The sequence below is a fragment of the Terrabacter sp. 2RAF25 genome (assembly GCF_052115265.1).
GTDB lineage: Bacteria > Actinomycetota > Actinomycetes > Actinomycetales > Dermatophilaceae > Terrabacter.
Genome location: NZ_JBFRGJ010000002.1, coordinates 586,048 through 605,472, shown reverse-complemented (window position 1 = coordinate 605,472; position 19,425 = coordinate 586,048). Strand labels below are relative to the sequence as shown.

General features: G+C 72.6%; 20 protein-coding genes. 15 read left to right on the top strand and 5 right to left on the bottom strand.

What is annotated here, in order from left to right; all coding sequences use genetic code 11:
* The first annotated feature begins 9 nt into the window (after positions 1 to 9).
* The 3 genes from AB4091_RS06075 to AB4091_RS06065 all read left to right on the top strand — a co-directional run bounded on the left by AB4091_RS06075 (position 10) and on the right by AB4091_RS06065 (position 3,721).
* Entirely contained in the window at positions 10 to 1,272 is a 1,263-nt protein-coding gene (locus AB4091_RS06075) for a Gfo/Idh/MocA family protein (RefSeq protein ID WP_442290833.1), read from the top strand.
* Between the two features lie 82 nt (positions 1,273 to 1,354).
* Positions 1,355 to 1,765 (top strand): hypothetical protein, encoded by a 411-nt coding sequence (locus tag AB4091_RS06070; RefSeq protein ID WP_442290832.1) that lies wholly within the window; start codon positions 1,355 to 1,357, stop codon positions 1,763 to 1,765.
* Positions 1,766 to 1,891: 126 nt separating this feature from the next.
* Positions 1,892 to 3,721, top strand: a complete 1,830-nt coding sequence (locus AB4091_RS06065) for an ABC transporter substrate-binding protein (RefSeq protein ID WP_442290831.1) — start codon at positions 1,892 to 1,894, stop codon at positions 3,719 to 3,721.
* Positions 3,722 to 3,853: 132 nt separating this feature from the next.
* Here AB4091_RS06065 and AB4091_RS06060 read toward each other — a convergent pair whose 3' ends face one another.
* Complete coding sequence (locus tag AB4091_RS06060; protein WP_442290830.1) at positions 3,854 to 5,041, bottom strand: ROK family protein; 1,188 nt, start codon at positions 5,039 to 5,041, stop codon at positions 3,854 to 3,856.
* Between the two features lie 68 nt (positions 5,042 to 5,109).
* Between AB4091_RS06060 and xylA the strand changes: the two genes are divergently transcribed.
* On the top strand, positions 5,110 to 6,285 hold the full coding sequence (xylA, locus tag AB4091_RS06055; RefSeq protein ID WP_442290829.1) for a xylose isomerase: 1,176 nt from the start codon (positions 5,110 to 5,112) through the stop codon (positions 6,283 to 6,285).
* Positions 6,286 to 6,395: 110 nt separating this feature from the next.
* On the opposite strand, the gene AB4091_RS06050 is transcribed toward xylA, so the two are convergent.
* Positions 6,396 to 6,755, bottom strand: a complete 360-nt coding sequence (locus tag AB4091_RS06050) for a VOC family protein (RefSeq protein ID WP_442290828.1) — start codon at positions 6,753 to 6,755, stop codon at positions 6,396 to 6,398.
* A gap of 106 nt (positions 6,756 to 6,861) precedes the next feature.
* Between AB4091_RS06050 and AB4091_RS06045 the strand changes: the two genes are divergently transcribed.
* The gene (locus AB4091_RS06045) at positions 6,862 to 7,317 is read left to right on the top strand and encodes an SRPBCC family protein (protein ID WP_442290827.1); all 456 of its coding nucleotides are present in this window, start codon (positions 6,862 to 6,864) and stop codon (positions 7,315 to 7,317) included.
* Between the two features lie 131 nt (positions 7,318 to 7,448).
* A complete protein-coding gene (locus AB4091_RS06040) occupies positions 7,449 to 7,811 on the top strand; it encodes a YciI family protein (RefSeq protein WP_442290826.1) in 363 nt (120 codons plus the stop codon).
* A 69-nt stretch (positions 7,812 to 7,880) separates the two neighbouring features.
* Here AB4091_RS06040 and AB4091_RS06035 read toward each other — a convergent pair whose 3' ends face one another.
* Positions 7,881 to 8,696 carry an isocitrate lyase/PEP mutase family protein gene (locus AB4091_RS06035; RefSeq protein WP_442290825.1) on the bottom strand — a complete coding sequence of 272 codons (816 nt, stop codon included), beginning with the start codon at positions 8,694 to 8,696 and terminating at the stop codon, positions 7,881 to 7,883.
* A gap of 241 nt (positions 8,697 to 8,937) precedes the next feature.
* On the opposite strand from AB4091_RS06035, the gene AB4091_RS06030 reads away from it, so the two are divergent.
* Positions 8,938 to 9,834: an NAD-dependent epimerase/dehydratase family protein gene (locus tag AB4091_RS06030; RefSeq protein ID WP_442290824.1), complete on the top strand. Its 897-nt coding sequence runs from the start codon at positions 8,938 to 8,940 to the stop codon at positions 9,832 to 9,834.
* Positions 9,831 to 10,871, top strand: a complete 1,041-nt coding sequence (locus tag AB4091_RS06025; protein WP_442290823.1) for a zinc-dependent alcohol dehydrogenase family protein — start codon at positions 9,831 to 9,833, stop codon at positions 10,869 to 10,871. The genes AB4091_RS06030 and AB4091_RS06025 overlap by 4 nt, the downstream gene beginning before the upstream one ends.
* Positions 10,872 to 10,978: 107 nt before the next feature.
* Here AB4091_RS06025 and AB4091_RS06020 read toward each other — a convergent pair whose 3' ends face one another.
* Positions 10,979 to 11,854: a hypothetical protein gene (locus AB4091_RS06020; protein ID WP_442290822.1), complete on the bottom strand. Its 876-nt coding sequence runs from the start codon at positions 11,852 to 11,854 to the stop codon at positions 10,979 to 10,981.
* 237 nt (positions 11,855 to 12,091) lie between these two features.
* Positions 12,092 to 12,259, bottom strand: a complete 168-nt coding sequence (locus tag AB4091_RS06015) for a hypothetical protein (protein ID WP_442290821.1) — start codon at positions 12,257 to 12,259, stop codon at positions 12,092 to 12,094.
* A gap of 158 nt (positions 12,260 to 12,417) precedes the next feature.
* Between AB4091_RS06015 and AB4091_RS06010 the strand changes: the two genes are divergently transcribed.
* The 7 genes from AB4091_RS06010 (at position 12,418) to AB4091_RS05980 (ending at position 19,424) form a co-directional block, all read left to right on the top strand.
* Positions 12,418 to 12,990 carry a mycothiol transferase gene (locus tag AB4091_RS06010; protein ID WP_442290820.1) on the top strand — a complete coding sequence of 191 codons (573 nt, stop codon included), beginning with the start codon at positions 12,418 to 12,420 and terminating at the stop codon, positions 12,988 to 12,990.
* Positions 12,991 to 13,209: 219 nt separating this feature from the next.
* Entirely contained in the window at positions 13,210 to 13,413 is a 204-nt protein-coding gene (locus tag AB4091_RS06005; RefSeq protein WP_142180378.1) for a cold-shock protein, read from the top strand.
* Positions 13,414 to 13,573: 160 nt separating this feature from the next.
* Positions 13,574 to 14,731, top strand: a complete 1,158-nt coding sequence (locus AB4091_RS06000) for a glycerophosphoryl diester phosphodiesterase membrane domain-containing protein (protein ID WP_442290819.1) — start codon at positions 13,574 to 13,576, stop codon at positions 14,729 to 14,731.
* Positions 14,728 to 15,447: a DUF4129 domain-containing protein gene (locus tag AB4091_RS05995; RefSeq protein ID WP_442290818.1), complete on the top strand. Its 720-nt coding sequence runs from the start codon at positions 14,728 to 14,730 to the stop codon at positions 15,445 to 15,447. The genes AB4091_RS06000 and AB4091_RS05995 overlap by 4 nt, the downstream gene beginning before the upstream one ends.
* Positions 15,444 to 16,907: a DUF4350 domain-containing protein gene (locus tag AB4091_RS05990; protein ID WP_442290817.1), complete on the top strand. Its 1,464-nt coding sequence runs from the start codon at positions 15,444 to 15,446 to the stop codon at positions 16,905 to 16,907. The genes AB4091_RS05995 and AB4091_RS05990 overlap by 4 nt, the downstream gene beginning before the upstream one ends.
* Complete coding sequence (locus AB4091_RS05985; RefSeq protein ID WP_442290816.1) at positions 16,904 to 18,115, top strand: AAA family ATPase; 1,212 nt, start codon at positions 16,904 to 16,906, stop codon at positions 18,113 to 18,115. The genes AB4091_RS05990 and AB4091_RS05985 overlap by 4 nt, the downstream gene beginning before the upstream one ends.
* A 13-nt stretch (positions 18,116 to 18,128) precedes the next feature.
* Positions 18,129 to 19,424 carry a DUF58 domain-containing protein gene (locus AB4091_RS05980; protein ID WP_442290815.1) on the top strand — a complete coding sequence of 432 codons (1,296 nt, stop codon included), beginning with the start codon at positions 18,129 to 18,131 and terminating at the stop codon, positions 19,422 to 19,424.
* Position 19,425: the final 1 nt, after the last annotated feature.

The window sequence follows — 19,425 nt, the reverse complement described above, 5'->3', positions numbered from 1 at the left end:
CGAACCCTCATGACCAGCACGACCAGCACGAGCGCGACCAGCACCAGCCTGACCAGCACGCCCGACCTCCGGATCGGCATCATCGGCTTCGGCCTGCGCGCCAGCCTGGCCCGCTACGCCCACCGCCCCGGCGAGGGCAGCCGCGTCACCGTGGTCTGCGACGCCGCCGAACGCGGACGTCGGGACGCCGCCGAGCGGATCGACGGCGTACGCGTCGTCGACAGCCTCGACGCGTTCCTCGCCCCCGACGTGCGCTCCGAGGTCGACGCGGTCCTCGTGCTCACGCCCGACCACGCGCACACCGAGCACGCCGTGCGCACCCTGGAGGCCGGCATACCGACGTTCGTGGAGAAGCCGCTCGCGACGAGCGTCGAGGACGCCGACCGCGTGCTCGAGGCGGCCCACCGCACCGGCACGCGGCTCTACGTCGGGCACAACATGCGGCACATGCCGGTGGTCCGGGCGATGCGCGAGGTCATCGAGGCGGGGACGATCGGCGAGGTCAAGGCGATCTGGTGCCGGCACTTCGTCTCGGCCGGCGGCGACTACTACTTCAAGGACTGGCACGCCGACCGCCGCAGCACGACCGGTCTGCTGCTGCAGAAGGGCGCCCACGACCTCGACGTCATCCACTGGCTGGCCGGCGCCTACACGCGGCGCGTCAGCGCAGTCGGCGACCTCGCCGTCTACGGAGCGATCAGCGACCACCGCGACAACACCGACCGGCGGATGGCCGACTGGTACTCCCTCGACAACTGGCCGCCCACCGAGCAGCGCGAGCTCAACCCCGTCGTCGACGTCGAGGACATCTCGATGGCCAACCTCGTGCTCGACGGAGGCGTGCTCGCGAGCTACCAGCAGTGCCACTTCACGCCCGACTACTGGCGCAACTACACGGTGATCGGCACGAGGGGACGGCTCGAGAACTTCGGTGACGGCCCCGGCGCGGTCGTCAAGGTGTGGACCCGACGCACCGACGACTACCGCGACGACGCCGACGAGGTCATCGAGATCCCGGCGGCCGACACGACCGGGCACGGTGGGGCCGACCTGCTGCTCGTGGCGGAGTTCGTGCGGTTCGCCCGCGACGGCGGCCCGACGATGACCTCCCCCGTCGCCGCCCGAGAGGCCGTGGCTGCCGGTGCGTCGGCGACGACGTCGCTGCGCACGGGCGGCGGGGCGGTCGAGGTGCCGCGGCTCGACCCGAAGGTCGTCGCCTGGTTCGAGGGCGGCCAGGTGCAGTGGGAGGCGCAGCCGGTCACCACTGCCTGAGCGGTATCAGCGGGGTGTCGCGGGCCCTCTGAGGGCAAGGCCTGTTCGCGGGGCGGGCCCTGCTCCCAAGGACGTGCCACCCATGAGCGTCACCGACGTCTTCCCTCTCATCAAGGCGCCAGCGGCCTGGCCGGTGCCCGTCGTCGCGACGATCGCGATGATCTGCCTCGCGGGCCTCGACCTCGCCGGGGCCGTGCTCGCCAAGGAGTGGGCCGAGAACGGCAGCGCCCGGGCGCTCGTGCTAGGCGCCGGCGCCTTCCTCGTCCTGTTCTGGGTGTACGCGTCGTCGCTGAAGTACGCCGAGCTGGCCCTCGTCACGATGGGCTGGGTCGTCATGCTCCAGGTGGGACTCGTCCTCGTGGACCGCTGGCGTTACGGCGTGGAGCTGCCCGTCGGCAAGTGGGTCGCGATCGGCGTGGTCCTGCTCGCGCAGGCCTATCTCGTGCTGGCGCCCAGCGCCTCGCAGGCAGGGCCGACGGCCGGCGGCGGTTAGACTGCGGGTCACGGGCAGGGGCGCACCGGGTTGCCGCGGCGCCACCTGCCGTTCGCGTTCCTGGCTGTCGTGTGCAGCCCCTGCAGTCCCGTCCGCGTCCCCCGAGGGCGCCCTCGAAGGAAGCCCATGCGTCGTCGTCCCGCCCGCCCCGCCCTGGCGGCGGCCGTCGGCGTGCTCACGCTGGCAGCAGCAGGCTGCTCCACGAGCAGCGCCCAGCCCTCCTCGACGGGCGGCACGACGCCAGGGGCGACCTCGGCGGTCTCGACGGCCTCGGCCACGCCCACCGCCGACCAGAAGCCGCTCGTCGTCGGTGCCGTCTTCGACCACACGACCCTCGACCCGACCCGCCAGTTCGACCGCACCGGCGCCATGCTCACGCACGCGCTCTACGAGACCCTGACGACGCTCGATCCCGAGGACCCGACCAAGGTCGTTCCCGGCATGGCCGAGTACACCCTCTCGCCCGAAGGCCGCTGGCTCACCATGCGGCTTCGCAAGGACCTCGTCTTCTCCGACGGCACGCCGGTCACCACCGACGACGTCATCTTCACGATCGAGCGGGCCCAGGGCCTCGGCGGCACCACGGCGTCGATCCTCGGCACCGTCACGGTCGTCAAGGTCGACGACCGCACCTTCACGCTGACCTCGCCCTCGTCGAACTTCGCACTGCCGGCGATCCTCGCGAACCCCGCGATGGGCATCCTCAACGCCGCCGCGGTCAGGGCCCACGGTGGCACGATCGGGCCGGGCGACGAGGCGAGCGGCTACCTCTCCCAGCACTCGGCCGGTTCCGGCCCCTACGTCATCGAGAGCGTGCGCGGCACCTCCGAGGTCAGGCTCGCCGCCAACCCGATGTGGCATGGCGCCGCCCCCCGGTTCCCCACGGTCGTCGTGCGCAACGTCGCACCGTCCCAACAGCTGGAGGCCATCCGCACCGGTGCCGCCGACGTCGTGCTCGACCTCTCGCCGAGCCAGGCAGACCGGGCGTCGGCCCGGCCGCCGACGAAGGCGGTCACCGTGACGTCCATGCGGTCGAGCACGCTGACCTATCTCGCGCTCAACCAGAAGCCGACCGTGAACCCGTGGACGGCCAACCTGCAGTTCGCCGAGGCGGTCCGTCGCGGCGTCGACCGCCAGGCGCTCGGCGCCGCGGTCCCGGGCGCCGAGCCGGCCCCCGGTCTGATCCCCGCCGGCATCGTCGGCGCACTCGACGACCTGCCCAGCGCGACGGGCGCCGCCGGCTCCGCGGGCGCGCCCACCGGAACCGGCTCATCGGGCACGCCGACACCCGCGACGACGACGTCGTCGGCGCCGCCCGCACCGTCGCGCGCGAGCGGTGCTCCCGCGACGCCCGGCGACGGCACGACCACGGGCACCGACGGTCGACCCACACCGGTGGTCACCCTGCCCGTCGTGCCCGCCCGCGACCTCGCCGCGGCGCGGGCCGCTTTGCGCAGGTCGGGCTACAAGGGCCAGCAGATCAGCCTCACGTATGCCGCCGACGTGCCCATCCAGGGCCTGCCCACCGGGACCATCGCCGCGGCCGTCGCCAAGCAGCTCGGTCAGGTGGGCATCAGGGTGCGGCTCGACCCGCAGCCGGCCCAGAAGGCGCTCGCCGCCTACCGGGCCGGCCGCACGGGCCTGAGCCTGTGGGCGTGGAGCCCCGACTACCCCGACCCCGAGAACTACCTCGCCTTCGGTCCCGGTGGGCTGGTCGGCGCGCGCGCCGGCTTCGTCCCGGGCAGCGACTCGCTCGTCGACTCGCTCACCGAGAAGGCGCGCGCCTCGATCGGTGACGACCGCGAGATCGCGTATGCCGCCTGGCAGCAGGCGATGAACGAGCGGGGGCCGTTCGTCCCCCTCCTCCAGCCGTCGACCCGCTTCGCGAGCGGCGACCGCGTCGCGGCCGTGCCGGGCAACCCGGTCTGGACCGTCGACCTCGCCCGCATCGCCTGACCCAGTCGAGAGAACACTCCGTCACGCCACTCCTCCAATCGAGAGAACACTCCGTCACGCACCTCCCCCGATCGAGAGAACACTCCGTCACGCAGCATCTTCGATCGAGAGAACACTCCGTCCGCTCGGGGCCTAGGACAGGACGCTGACCGGGTCGTCGACGAGGCGGTGCAGCTCGACGAGGGCGGCACCCGTAGCGCCAGCGGCGGGATCGTCGGGTGCGACGACGACCCTCGGGCCGGCCCAGTGCGCGGAGAGCACGCGCCGCGCCAACCATCCCTCGACCTCGGGCGCGATCAGGTCACCGACGTGGGCGAGATGGCCGCCGAGCACCACGGTCGGGATGTCGAGCACGTTGACCACCCCTGCGAGGGCGATGCCGAGCGCTCTGGCCGCGGAAGTGACTGCGGCGCAGGCCTTCTCGTCTCCAGCACGCGCACGCTCGGCCAGCATCCTGGGGTGCGTCGCCACGTCGAGACCCGCGGCTGACAGCATCGCGGGCCGGCCGGCATACCTCTCGAGACAGCCCGTGGAACCGCAGCGGCACGCGGGTCCGTCGGGGTCGACGCACACGTGGCCGATCTCCCCGGCCCAGCCGTGCCGTCCGGTCATGACGTCGCCGTCGACGACGACGGCGCCACCGATGCCGACCTCTCCGCTCAGGTAGACGAAGGTGCCAGGGTCACGCTGCCGGCCGGGCGCCGGGTGTGCGAAGGCGTGTGCCGCAAGGTCTGCCTCGTTGCCGACCCGCAGCATCAGTCCACCCAAGGAGTCTCCGAGTGCGGAGGCCGGGGAGACGTCCCCCCAGCCGAGGTTGGGTGCGCTGAGCAGCCGGCCCGCTGCGGTGTCGACGATGCCGGGGAGGGCCAGGCCCGCACCCACGACCGTGACGCCGGACGGCGCCTCGGCCAGCACCCGGACGGCGAGCGTGCGCAGCCGCCGCAGCGTCGGCGCAGGCTTCGAGCCCGTCAGGTCGATCGGCACGGTCTGCTCGGCGACGACGGCACCGCTGAGGTCGACGAGCCGGGCGGCCAGGTGGCTCACCCCCACCTGAAGACCCAGCGCCGCGAAGTGGGCACCGGCCGCGCGCAGCGGGGTGGACGGCCGCCCGGGACGGCCCATGCCACCGGCGGTGGACTCGATCTCCTCGAACAGCCCACCGGCGACGAGCTCGTCGACGAGGCGCGAGACGGTCGACCGGGTCAGGGACGTCGCGGCAGCCACGTCGGCGCGCGAGGGTGCCTCGTCGGCGGCGAGCACGGTGCGCAGCACGAGGGCGAGGTTGGCGTGGCGCAGGCTCGCCTGGCGCAGGTTGGCCATGCCTTGACCATAGTGGTTCGCATCTATAAGTTGCATGGAACAACAAACCTTCACGAGGAGTCGCGACGATGCGCCAGCCCACCCGAGACGACCGTTTCTCCTTCGGCCTGTGGACCGTCGGCTGGACCGGCACCGACCCGTTCGGCGGGCCGAGCCGTCCCGCGCTCGACCCGTGGGAGTACGCCGACAAGCTCGCCGAGCTCGGCGCGTGGGGCATCAGCTTCCACGACAACGACGTGTACGCGTTCGATGCCACCGACGCCGAGAAGTCGGCCCGCTGCGGGCAGCTCAAGGCGGCGGCCGACCGTGCCGGCCTCACCGTCGAGATGGTCACGACGAACACCTTCAGCCACCCCGTCTTCAAGGACGGCGGCCTGACGGCCAACGACCGCGGGGTGCGCCGGTTCGGCCTGCGCAAGGTCCTGCGCGCCGTCGACCTGGCCGCCGAGATGGGCGCTTCGACCTTCGTCATGTGGGGTGGTCGGGAGGGTGCGGAGTACGACGGGTCGAAGGACCTCCACGCCGCCTTCGACCGATACAAGGAGGGGCTCGACACCGTCGCCGGCTACATCAAGTCACAGGGCTACGGCCTGCGAATCGGGCTGGAGCCCAAGCCGAACGAGCCGCGCGGCGACATCTTCCTGCCCACCGTCGGGCACGCGCTCGCCCTCATCGCCGAGCTCGACCACGGCGACATCGTCGGCCTCAACCCCGAGACGGGTCACGAGCAGATGGCCGGGCTCAACTACACGCACGCCCTCGGCCAGGCGCTGTGGAGCGACAAGCTCTTCCACATCGACCTCAACGGCCAGCGCGGCATCAAGTACGACCAGGACCTCGTCTTCGGGCACGGCGACCTCATGTCCGCCTTCTTCACCGTCGACCTCCTCGAGAACGGCTTCCCGGGCGTGCCCGACGGCCCGCGCTACACGGGGCCCAAGCACTTCGACTACAAGCCGTCGCGCACCGAGCACCTCGACGGCGTGTGGGAGTCCGCGAGCGCGTGCATGACGACCTACCTCGCGCTCGCCGCCAAGGCGGCCGCGTTCCGGGCCGACCCGCGTACGGCAGAAGCCTGGGCGTATGCCGGCGTGCTCGACCTCGCCGAGCCCACCCTTGCCGAGGGCGAGACGGTCGAGGACCTGCTCGCCACCGACGACGGCTTCGACCCCGAGAAGGCGGCCGAGCGCGACTACGGCTTCGTGCGCCTCAACCAGCTCGCGCTCGAGCACCTCATCAGCTGACCTCACCGACATCTCCCGATCGAGAGAACACTCCGTCACCGTCGAGCAGGTGACGGAGTGTTCTCTCGATCGAAGGGGTTGGGCTCGGGGAGCGCGGCGGGGGTGGGTGGTCAGTCGACGCAGAGGCAGAACGGGTGCCCGGCCGGGTCGAGGAAGACGCGGAACGACTCACCGGGCTGGTGCTCGTGCCTCGTCGCACCGAGCGCGACGACGGCCTGCTCACCGGCGTCGAGGTCGTCGACCATGACGTCGAGGTGCATCTGCTGCGGCACCTGCTGGCCGGGCCACTGCGGGGGCGTGAAGTCCTCGACCTGCTGGAAGCAGATGCAGTTGCCGGTCTCGGCGTCGCGGATCTCGGCCCAGTCGTCGGACGACTTGACGGTCCAGTCGAGCACGGTGCCGTAGAAGGTGGCGAGTGCCCCGGCGTCGGGGCAGTCGATGACGAAGCTGGGGTATCGCGCGATGGCCATGCACCGACCGTAGGGGCACATCCGGACGATCGGCGTCCTCGTGCGTGACAGCTCTTCGGCATCGTCGGGCCAGCCGGCTCCCAGCGTGCGGCTCTACCCTCGGAACATGGGCGCTGTCGACTTCGAGCTCGAGCGACGGATCGACGCGCCCCCGGCCGAGGTGTTCGCGCGGTTGGTCGACATCGAGTCCTACGACCGGTGGATGCCCCACAAGGGCAGCATCCGTCGCACGTCTCAGCAGACGTCGGAGGGGCCGCCCGAGGTGGGGACGACCTACCTCGACCAGACGCTGTTCGGACCCACACCCGGCGAGATCGCCGAGCTCGACGCCCCGTACGTGCTGACCTACCACTGGTGGGACCGCACCAGGTCGGGGCGCCTCAACATGGAGGGCTGGCCCGGCTACACGCTGGAGGCCACCGATGGCGGAGCGACGCTGGTGCGCCACCACGTGTCGATGCGAACGCACGGCCTCTACCGTCTGGCGACCCCGGTGCTGCAGCGGATCGCACGGCGCGAGCGCACCGCCACGCTCACCGCGCTCGAGGCGTCGTTCCGCTAGCCCCGGTGACCCGGCTCCGAGAGGATCAGGTCGAAGAAACCTGAGCTGGGCTGTCGTACCGACCGCGACCCGTTCGACGAGTCGGTGGAGGTCGGTCGACCGGACCGCCCCGAAACCGAAGGAGAACTGGGATGTCGCACTACCTGCTCGCCGTGCACGGCCCCGCCGAGATGAACGAGTTCGGCAACTACGCGTCCAAGGAGGACATGGAGCAGGCGTTCGCCGACACGGGCGCCTTCAACGACAAGCTGCGCGCCGACGGCTTCTGGGTGTTCGCCGGTGGCCTCGAGCCCGTGGCGGCGGCGGCCGTGGTCGACGGCCAGGGCGAGAAGCCCGTGGTGACCGACGGCCCGTACCTGGAGAGCAAGGAGGTCATCGGCGGCTTCTGGGTCATCGACGCACCCGACCGCGACGTGGCGCTCCGGCTCGCGGCAGAGGGGTCGAAGGCCTGCCGCGGCAAGGTCGAGGTCCGGCCGTTCGGCGGCCTCGCCTGACGACTGCCGGACGAAGCGCTCGACGCTGACGTGGCTGACGGCATACGCGCGGTGGGCCTGACCCGATGACTAGCGGCCGAAACGCTCCTGCAGGGCCGCGTAGCCGACGGCGTCGTCGAGGAAGCCGAGCGTGCCGGTGTCGAGCAGCTCGCGGCCGGCTCGCTCGAGCAGGCTCAGCGCGGCGCGGGCGAGGCTGCCGCCCAGGCTGACCCGGACGACGCCGAGCGAGAACAGCGTGCGGGCGTCGATCGTGTTGGCGAGCCCGGCCACGATGTTGAGCGGCCCGGGGACGGCCGCGGCGAGCCGGCCGATGGTGTCGGCGTCGACGACGCCCGGCACGAAGACGCAGTCGGCCCCGGCCTCGAGGTAGCGGGTCGTGCGCTTGAGCGTCTGGGCGAAGACGTCGCCCTCGACACCCGCGAAGTACGTGTCGGTGCGCGCGTTGAGCACGAACGTGCCACGGGGCGCGGCGGCCCGCGCAGCTGCCACGCGCTCGACGGCCTCGTCGACGGAGAACAGGCGGCCCTCGCTGACGTCCTCGAGGTTGGCGCCGACGGCACCGGTCTCGAGGGCGAGCGCGATGGTGCGGCCGACCTCCTCGGCCGTGTCGCCGTAGCCGGCCTCGAGGTCGGCGGTCACGGGCACGTCGACCGCGGCGACCATGCGGGCGACGTGATCGAGCATCTCGTCGCGCGCGAGGGCGCCGCCGTCGGGGACGCCGCACGACCAGGCGATGCCGGCACTCGTCGTGGCGACCGCGGGGAAGCCGACCTGCTCGAGGATGCGGGCCGAGCCGGCGTCCCAGGCGTTCGGCAGCACGAAGCCGGGTCCGGCGTGCAGGGCGAGCAGGGCGGCTGCCTTGTCAGCGGCGGTTCGGGAGGTCACGGGACGGTCCGGCGCATGACGCAGTTGAACGGGCCCTTGCCCCAGGTGTCCGGCGCCAAGGCCCGGATCTCGTCGTCGGACAACAGCCCCTCCTCCGTCATGCCGCGGCACAGCGTCGCCGTGTCGCGGTGTCGCCGTCTCCCAACAGCATGCCGTCTCCCAACAGCATGCCGTCTCCCAACAGCATGCCGTCCGAGGCGGACGATCTGGGGTCGCAGGCCGTCGGTGGTTGGATCGGCTCATGCGCATCTTCTTCACCGGCGGCAGCGGCAAGGCCGGTAAGCACGTCGCGCCGTTCCTCGCCGAGCAGGGACACCAGGTCACCAACGCCGACCTCGTGCCGCTGGGGCACCCGGATGTCGACGACCTCGCGGTCGACCTCACCGACATCGGCGAGACGTACTCCGCCCTGGCGGGGCTGGCGCGTTTCGACGAGCTCGAGCTCGCGACCAAGCCGGCATACGACGCCGTGGTGCACTTCGCCGCAGTGCCACGGATCCTGCTCACGTCGGACGCGAAGACGTACGCGACCAACGTGCTCAGCACCTACAACGTGCTCGAGGCGGCGACGCGGCTCGGCATCCGCAAGGTGGTCTTCGCGTCGTCGGAGACGACCTACGGAGTGTGCTTCGCCCAGGGCGAGCGGAAGCCGCTCTACGTGCCGGTCGACGAGGAGCACCCGACCGTGCCCGAGGACTCGTACGCCATGTCCAAGGTCGCGGGCGAGGTGACGGCGCGCTCGTTCCAGGCCCGCACCGGCGCGGACGTCTACGGGCTGCGCATCAACAACGTCATCGAGCCGCACGAGTACGCCGAGATGTTCCCGCCGTTCCTCCACGACCCTGCGCTGCGGCGGCGAAACATCTTCGCCTACATCGACACTCGTGACCTGGGCCTCATGGTGCAGCGCTGCCTCGAGGTCGACGGCCTGGGCTACGAGGTCTTCAACGTCGCCAACGCCGACATGTCCGTCGCCGCGACGACCGACGAGGTGCGCGAGCGCTTCTACGACGGGGTGGAGCTGCGCCGGGCGATGGGTCGCAACGAGACGTTCTACTCGATCGACAAGGCCCGCGACCTGCTCGGCTACTCGCCGCAGCACTCGTGGCGCGACGTCCTGACGGACCCCCGCGCGTGAAGGCGGTCGTCTACGACGCCTACGGGCGTATGCCGGTGCTCACCGACGTGCCCCCACCGGCGTGCCCGGACGGCGGGGTCGTCATCGCGGTGCGGGCCACGGGCGTATGCCGTTCGGACTGGCACGCGTGGAAGGGCCACGACCCGGTGTCGTTGCCCCACGTGCCCGGTCACGAGCTGGCGGGGGTCGTGGCCTCGATCGGTTCGGGGGTGCGGGCCTGGGCGGTCGGCGACCGGGTGACCGTGCCGTTCGTGTGCGGGTGCGGGGTGTGCTCGTGGTGTCTCGCTGGGGAGGCACAGGTGTGTCCCGACCAGACGCAGCCGGGCTTCACGGGCCCGGGGTCGTTCGCCGAGCTCGTCGCGATCCACGGGGCCGACACCAACCTCGTTCGGCTGCCCGACTCGGTCGACTTCGTGACGGCGGCGTCGCTGGGTTGTCGGTTCGCGACGGCGTTCCGGGCGCTGACGACGCACGGGCGGCTCGAGGCCGGTGAGTGGCTGGCCGTCCACGGGTGCGGCGGGGTCGGGCTGTCGGCGGTGATGATCGGTCTGGCACTCGGCGCGAGGGTGATCGCCGTCGACGTGAACCGGCCCGCACTGGAACGCGCTGCGTCGTTGGGAGCCGGTGCTGTGGGTCTCATCGATGCCTCTGCGGAGGACGACGTGGCGGCGTTGATCCAGGACGTGGCGGAGGGTGGGGTGCACGTCTCCGTCGACGCGTTAGGCTCACCCGACACGGCCGTCGCGTCGGTGCGCAGCCTGCGCCGCCGCGGCCGGCACGTCCAGGCGGGCCTGCTGCTGGCCGCGAACTCGACACCGCCGCTGCCGATGGACCTCGTCATCGCGCAGGAGCTCGAGATCTACGGTTCCCACGGCATGCCCGCCCGCGACTACCCCGCGATGCTGCGGATGATCGCGGACGGCGCCCTCCGGCCGGCCGAGCTGGTGGGCCGGGTCATCGGTCTCGAGGACGCCGGCGCCGCCCTCGCCGCCATGGACCAGGCGGGCACGACAGGCATGACCGTCGTCCGCCTCTGACTCCGGCTGATCGGAGACGCCGCCCCATCTGTCAGGCGCATCCTTGGGTGAGAGGTCGCGGCCCAACTGTCAGAGCTGGATCCGCCCACGGGTGACGGTACGGGCTCTCATGTGGTCTTCACCTGGTGGCCGCCGTCGTCGCTGGACGCGCCGGACCCGCGGGACCCACCTGGGCCCGTGAGAGCAAGGGCAGCGGTGCCGAGGGCCCAGGCGACACCGACGCCCACCCACCCGCTCCCGACCGTGAGGAGCAGGAGGGCTGCGACGAGCCCCTGCAGCACGACGAAGACCGGGCGGAAGTCGCGGTAACGGCGGTGCAGCCCGGCGGCGAGCCCGAGGAAGGTCGCCGCGAGCAGCGCTCCCAGAACGAGGACGACCACGGCGATCACCTCGCCGAGCCCGGACCACATGCCCGTGTCGGGGTGCCGCCGCTGAAGGAACAGTGTCACGGCTCCGAGGGCGGCGATCGCCAGACCGGCGACGCCTTGGAGCGTGGCCACGGCGACGATGACCGGGGCGATCCGGGCCGTGGGCCGCGGTGGCGCCGCGTGCTCGGGCTGGCCGAGTCCGTCGTGGTGTCCGTGACCGGACCCTTGGTTGCCGGGGTGAGGCCCAGCCAGGGCGCGGAGGAGTGCGATCGCGCCGATCGCGAAGGGTGCGGCGAGCACGACGAGCACCGGCAGGGCCGCACCAGCCGTCGCGCCGAGGCCGAGGCAGCCGGCCACCACGGTGCCGGGGACCGCCACCCGCGCCCAGAAGCGTTCCCACGGCAGCGAGGCCGCCACGAGCAGGTAGGTGTAGGGGATGACGAGCAGGGCCGTGCGCCCGAGGCCACCGGACACGTTGCCTGCGGCGGCCGCAGTGGCGAGCAGCGGTCCGACGAGCAGCAGCGCTGCCTGCCCGGGCCGCGGTCGCCACACCGCTGCGGAGGCGACGGCGGCGACCGCGATCGTGACCACGGCGTACACCCACGCGTCGCTCATCTGCTCCCCTGTCGCTGGTCGACCCGCGTACGCGAGTGGTTGGCCCCAACTGTGGACCAGCCCGGCGGTGCGCGCGTGAGTTCCGCTGCCTAACCCGACCAGACGAGCGCGAAACTCAGGAAGGACCGCGTCATCAGCCCCCTGCTCGACCAGCCCTAGCACGCCCGCCGCCGCTGACTGACTGACTGATCGAGTGACGAGAGTCCGTCGACGTGCTGGCCTGCGTGTTCGTGGCACTCAGGCGTGACGGCGTCCTGGGCGGCGTCGGTAGGTCTCGAAGGCCACGAGGGCGATGCCGATGCTGATGGTCGCTATCCAGAGGCCGGCTGCGCCGATGCCGGTCACCAGCATGAACGCGCCGGCCAGCATGAGCACCACGGCGATCCAGATCAAGGAATTGCTCATGAGTAGTGCCTCCCTCGGTGTCTGCCCTTCCATGCTTCCTGCAGCGGTCGGAGGGTCGCCAGAGGCTTTCGTCCTCGTGGTCTCGGGCACTGATCCCGTGTTGTCGACGTCGGTCTTTGCGGAAGTGTCCCGTCCGGAGACCCCTTTAGGGTGGCGGCATGACGGACACGTTCGGCTTCACCCCCGGCCGGTCACCGGAATGGGACATCGACCGTTTCATGCGCGGCGACGAGGTCGACACGGCTGTGATCACCTTGGAGCGCAACCGGCGTACGTTCGCGTGGAAGTGCGCCGATGTGGGCGCAGAGGCCATGCGGCTGCGGCTGGGCACGTCGGCGGTCACGCTGGGGGGCCTGCTCAAACACCTGGCATGGGTCGAAGAGCTCTACTTCCAGACCAGGCTCGCGGATCGGGAGCCCATGGCGCCGTTCGCCCATCGGGACCCCGAGGACGACTGGGACGACTGGGCGTGGAGCACCGCAGCGGACGACGGCCCGGAGGAGCTGCGTGCCCTGTGGGGTTCCACGGTGCACCGCTCACGCGAGGCGCTGGCCGCGGCGCTGTCTCGCGGTGGACTGGAGCAGACCACGCCGAGCGGGATGAGCCTGCGCCGGCTCCTCGCCGACATGATCGAGGAGTACGCCCGCCACACCGGGCACGCCGACCTGCTGCGTGAGCAGGTCGACGGGGCCACCGGAGAAGGCCCGCCCCCCGAGTTCCCCGTCCCGTGAGCGCGTCGTGACGTGTGTGGACCCCCGGTGTTCGGGCTCGAAGCACTCAAATCACCTCCGGCTGCTAGCGTCGTTCCCGGCTGCCGTCTCGGTCCACCAGTTCGGACCGGGCACAGCGTGTCGCCTGCGCGAGGTTTCGCGTGGGGCGCCGCGGTGTGACGCATCGGCATTCTGAGGTCTCCACACGGGAGACCTCGCTGACCAGAAGAGGCAACACCAGTGGCAACAGGCACCGTGAAGTGGTTCAACAGCGAAAAGGGCTTCGGTTTCATTGAGCAGGACGGCGGCGGCGCCGATGTCTTCGTTCACTACTCGGCCATCGAGAGCGGCGGCTACCGCGAGCTGCAGGAAGGCCAGAAGGTCGAGTTCGAGGTGACGCAGGGTCCGAAGGGCCCGCAGGCCGAGAAGGTCAAGGGCATCTGACCCAAGACGAGCACCGGGTGACCCCGGTATCCAGCGAATCCCCCGACCAGACGGTCGGGGGATTCGCCGTCTCTGTCCCCGGTGTTTCGCGACGGTTGAATCTCCTCGCGACATCGCCGGTCGGGGTACATTGCCGCAGACCTACAGGGAGGTTGGACAAGTGAGCGACCAGCAGGGGTGGACCGTTCCCGGCGGTATGCCGCCGCCGCCGGGCAACGCCTACCCGCCGCCGGGGCCCGACGGGCCGTCCCCGTCGGGTGCACCCTGGCCGCAGGCTTCCGCGCCGGTCGTCCCGGTCGCCCCGGTCGGCCACGCGGGCTATCAGCCTCCGGGCTGGCTCCCACCGCAGCTGGCACCGAAGCCCGGGATCATCCCGCTCCGACCGCTGACGCTGGGCGAGATCTGGAGCGGCGTCATGACGGCCGTGCGGGGCAACCCGACGGCCACCATCGGCCTCGCGCTCGTCACGACCGCGATCGTCCTCGTGCCGTTGACGCTCGTCGGTGTCTGGGTGGCACAGAACGTCGCAGGCAGCGCCAGTATCGGACCTTTCGACTCGACGGTCGGCACGGCGGACCAGTTCTCCGCGGCGCTCGAGGGCCAGCTGGCCGGCTTCATCCCCCAGATGGCCTCCTACGTCACCGCGCTGCTGCTGCCACTGTTCATGGCCGTCGTCATCGGTCAGGGCGTGCAGGGCCGTCGCATCGGCCTCGGCGAGACCGCCCGCGCCGCGCGCGGCCGCATCTGGTCGACGATCGGCGTCGTCGCGCTCGCCTTCGCCGCCGCGGCTGTCGCCTTCGGCGCGCTCGTCGCGGTGGTCGTCGCGGCCTGGGTCGCCACCGGCAACGGCGACACGAGCGGTGCCGGCCTCGTCACCTTCCTCGCGGTCGTCGTCGCCATCTGGCTCGGGGTCCTCTTCAGCGTCCGGTGGTGCTTCGCCGTCACCGTGGTCGTCCTCGAGGGCGCGGGCCCCGTCACGGCCCTGCGCCGGTCCTGGACGCTCACACGCAAGCGTGGCTTCTGGCGCATCTTCGGCATCCGCCTGCTCACGAGCGTCGTCGTGGGCATCGCCGGCTCCGTCATCGCCGTGCCGCTCGGGTTGCTCAGCGGCGCGATCTCCGGCGGCGCCGTCACCGACGCGCTGTGGCTCGTGCCGGTCCTCGAGGCCTGCACCGTGCTGGTCCAGAGCGTCCTCACGACGCCGTTCAGCTCGGGCGTCGACTCGCTGCTCTACGTCGACCAGCGCATGCGCTACGAGGGCCTCGACGTCGCGCTGCTCCAGCAGCCGGTGCTGGGCCACGACGCGTCGGCCTTGTGACCGTCGCGACGGCGCCCCCCTCGAGCCCGCCGCTCGACCCGTCGGTCGAACAGGCGAAGGCGTGGCTGGCCCGCGAGCTCGCCGCGCCGGCATACGCGGACACCCGCAACCCGATCGAGCGCCTTCTCGACTGGCTCAACGAGCGGCTCGGCACTCTGTCCGGTCAGGGCACCGCGCCCGGCTGGGCGCTGCCGCTGCTGCTCCTCGTCGTCGCACTCGTCGTCGCCGCGGGCCTGTTCCTGACGGTCCGCCGGTCGCCGCGCTCGCCGCGCTCGTCGACGGCCGGTGGGGTGCTCGTGGAGCCGCACCTCACCGCGGCCGACTATCGGGCCCGGTCCGAGTCCGCACTCGCCCGAGGCGACCTCGCTGCCGCAACCGCTGACGCCTTCCGCGCGATGGCCGCCTCGGCGGCCGAGCGGACCCTTCTCGACGACGTTCCCGGCCGCACCGCGCACGAGATCGGCACGGCGCTCGCCGTCGTCTTCCCGGCCGAGGCGGACGCGGTCCGCCGAGCCGCCGACCTCTTCGACGGCGTCGTCTACGGAAGGGTCCCTGTCGGAGTCGACGACGTTCGCGGCGTCCTCGACCTGGACGTGCGGCTGCGCGCCACGCGTCCGGCCCTCGCTGCAGTGAACGCGGGTGCCGTCAGCGTCGGTGCCGGCATCGGCATCGGTACCGGGTCCGACGCGACCGGCGACGGCGGGGGCGCGCGGTGAGCGCACCGACCCGCGACCTGTCGGAGGCATCCGGCGTCGGTGGCGCGTCGACACCGCGGTTGGCGCCCTGGAACACGACCGTGCCTGCGCGGGCGCCCCGCAGCCGCCGGCGCACGGCCTTCCGTGCCATCGTGCTCGTCGTCGTCGCGGTCGTCGCCGCGTGGGCCCTCTCCGCCGTCATCGCCGGGCCACCGCGGTCCGGTCTGCCGCTCGACCCCGGCGACGCCGGGCGCTCCGGGGCGCGCGCCGCCGCGGAGGTGCTGCGCCAGCAGGGCGTCGACGTCTCGGTCGTGCGCGGCATCGACGACCTCGAGCGCACCCTCGGCGCTGCCGACAGTCGCGCAAGGTGGACCGTCGTGCTCACCGACGCCACCTACCTCGGGCAGGGTGCGGCCGAGCGACTCACCCGCGCCGTGGAGCAGACGCGTCGGTTCGTCGTCGTCGAGCCCGACGACGTCGAGCTCGGCGACCTCGCGTTGCCCCTCACCGTCACCGACCGCAGCGGCACCTCCCTCACCGCCGGCTGCCGCTCCGACGTCGCCGACCCTAACGACCGGCTCGGCGCCTCGTGGAGCAGCTACGGGTTGCTCGCGGGACTTGCCGGGGACGTCCGCTCAGGGTCGGCCCGGGACCGGACACCACCAGCGCGCCCGACCGGCCCCGACACTTCGGCAGCCCCGCAGCCGCCCCTGCTGGCGCGCTCGGCCACCGGAGCGACCGTGTGCTTCCTGACCCCGGACGCGAGCTCGGGCAGCTCCTCCGGTGGCACCGGCAGCACGTCCCGGGGCTCGGGCAGCGCCCCCGCCGACGCGCCGGCCGGTGCGCGGTCCGGTGCCGTCGTCATCCTGCCCCGCGAGGGTCGCGCTCCCGAGACCGTCGTGCTCGGCTCTGCCGCTGCCCTCAGCAACGGCAAGGTGCTCGACGCCGCGCACGCCGCGCTGACCCTGCGGGCGCTGGGGCCGACGGAGCACCTGCTCTGGTACGTGCCCGGCGTCTCCGACCTGGACGCGCCCGACCCTTCGGGCCGCCACGTGGCCGACCCCGGCCGCGGCGTGCCCGAGTGGCTCGTCCCGGCGTCCTGGCTGCTCGCCGCCGCCGTCGTCGCCTTCGCCCTGGCCCGCGGCCGTCGGCTGGGGCGCCTCGTCGTCGAGCCGCTGCGGGTCGTCGTCCGGGCGGTCGAGACCACCGAGGCCCGAGGCCGGCTCTACCACCGCGCCGCCGACCGACCGCTCGCCGCGCGGGCGCTGCGCACCGGCACGCGCACCCGGCTCGCCGACCGTCTCGGGCTGCCCCGCGAGACCCCCGTCGTCGCCCTCGTGGAGGCCGCCACGCGGGCCTCCGGCCACCCCCACCACGACGTCGAGCAGCTGCTCGACGGACCCGACCCGACCACCGACCGCGACCTGCTGCTGCTCGCCCAGCGGCTGGCCGACCTCGAGGAGAGCGTGCGAAGCGCATGAGCCAGACCCCCGAACCCCGTACCGGCACGACCTCCGTGCCGGCAACCGACCAGCCCGATGCCTCCTTGGACCCGTCCCGGGACGCAGGGGCCGACCAGACGCGCGGCGGGCTGCCCCACGCGTCCGACGACACCCGCGCTTCCGACCCGTCCGACGACGGCGCTTCCCACGTGTCCCACGACGGCGCTTCCCACGTGTCCCACGACGGCGCTTCCCACGTGTCAGACGACGGTGGCGCACCCGACGACCGTGGCGCGTCCGACGCCGCCCGTCACGCCCTCAACGCCGTTCGGGCCGAGGTCGCCAAGGCCGTCGTCGGGCAAGACGCCGCGGTCAGCGCCGCCATCGTGGCGCTGCTCGCCGGCGGGCACCTGCTGCTCGAGGGCGTGCCCGGCGTCGGCAAGACGCTCCTCGTGCGTTCGCTGGCCGCCGCCCTCGACCTGACGACCAAGCGTGTCCAGTTCACCCCCGACCTCATGCCCGGTGACCTCACGGGCTCGCTCGTGCTCGACCCGGGCACCTCCGACTTCACCTTCCGCGAGGGGCCGGTCTTCACCAACCTGCTGCTCGCCGACGAGATCAACCGCACGCCGCCGAAGACGCAGTCGGCGATGCTCGAGGCGATGGAGGAGCGGCAGGTCAGCGTCGAGGGTCAGCCGCGACCGCTGCCGACGCCGTTCCTCGTCGCCGCGACGCAGAACCCCGTCGAGTACGAGGGCACCTACCCGCTGCCCGAGGCGCAGCTGGACCGCTTCCTGCTCAAGGTGACGCTCCCGCTGCCGCCGCGGGAGGACGAGGTGAGCGTGCTGCGCCGGCACGCGTCCGGCTTCGACCCGCGCAGGCTGTCGACGGCCGGCATCCGCCCCGTCGCCGGTCGGACCGACCTCGAGGCGGGGGCGGAGGCGGTGCGACGCGTCGAGGTCTCGCCCGAGATCGCCGGCTACATCGTCGACATCGCTCGCGCGACGCGTACCTCGCCCTCGATCTCCCTCGGCGTCAGCCCCCGCGGCGCCACGGCGCTGCTCGCGACGAGCCGGGCGTGGGCGTGGCTCAACGGCCGCTGGTTCGTGACGCCCGACGACGTCAAGGCGCTCGCCCACGCCACGCTCGAGCACCGCCTCGCGCTGCGCCCGGAGGCCGAGCTCGAGGGCGTCAGCGTCGCGGCGGTGCTCGACAGCGCGCTCGCGTCAGTCCCGGTCCCGCGGTGACCGGAGCCCGCAGGTGACCGTGACGACGCGCACCACGTGGGCGCTGCTCGTCGGCGCGGTCCTGCTCGTGTGGTGGCCCACGACGGGCACCGTGGCGCTGTGGGTCCTGGCCGTGGCAGTGCTGGCCGCGATCGACGTCGCGCTCGCACCTTCACCGCGGCGCCTCCGCCTGGAGCGCACCGGGGCCACGCAGGTGCGCCTCGGCGAATCCGTCAGCACCGACGTGCTCGTCACGAACCCCGGACGGCGCACCGTCCGTGGGCGGCTGCGCGACGCGTGGCCCCCCTCCGCCGGTCCCTCGCCCGACCGACACTCGCTGCGGGTCCCCGGTGGTGAGCGCGTACGCGTGCGCACCCAGCTGCGCCCGACGCGACGGGGCGACCGGCTCGCCGACCGCGTCACCGTGCGCTCCCTCGGGCCGTTCGGTCTCGCCGGACGCCAACGCTCGACCGCGGTGCCCGGGACCGTGCGGGTGCTTCATGCCTTCCCGTCGCGACGCCACCTGCCGAGCCGGCTCTCTCGCCTGCGTGAGATCGACGGCCGGTCGGCGGTGCGCCGCCGCGGCCAGGGCACGGAGTTCGACTCGCTGCGCGACTACGTCGAGGGCGACGACGTCCGGTCGATCGACTGGCGCGCCACGGCCCGCCGCCGTTCGGTCGTCGTGCGCACCTGGCAGCCCGAGCAGCACCGCCACGTCGTCATCGTCATCGACACCTCCCGCACGAGTGCGGGCCGCGTCGGCGACGAGCCGCGCCTCGACGCCGCCATGGATGCCGCGCTGCTGCTGACGGCGCTCGCGAGCCGGGCCCACGACCGCGTCGACGTCGTCGCCGGCGACCAGGTGGTCCGGGTCCGCGTCGGCGGCCGGCCCGACCAGGGCACCCTGCTCGCCGACGTCGTCTCGGCCCTCGCGCCGGTCGACGCCGCGCTCGTCGAGGCCGACTGGACCGCGCTCGTGTCCGGTCTCATCGGCCGCGGCCACCACCGCGCCCTCGTCGTGCTGCTCACCCCGCTCGAGCCCGCAGCCGTCGAGGAGGGCCTGCTCCCGGTGCTGCCCACGCTCGTCCGCCGGCACCGGGTCGTCGTCGCCAGCGTCTCCGACCCGGCCGTCACGGCGCTGCGCGTCGCGCGCGACACGGCGCAGGACGCGTACGCCGCAGCTGCTGCGGAGCGCACGACTGCCCAGCGCCGACGCATCGCGGAGGCCCTCGAACGCGTCGGCGTGGACGTCATCGACGCTGACGCCGACACGCTCCCGCCTCGGCTGGCCGACCACTACCTCCGGCTCAAGAGCGAGGGCCTGCTCTGAT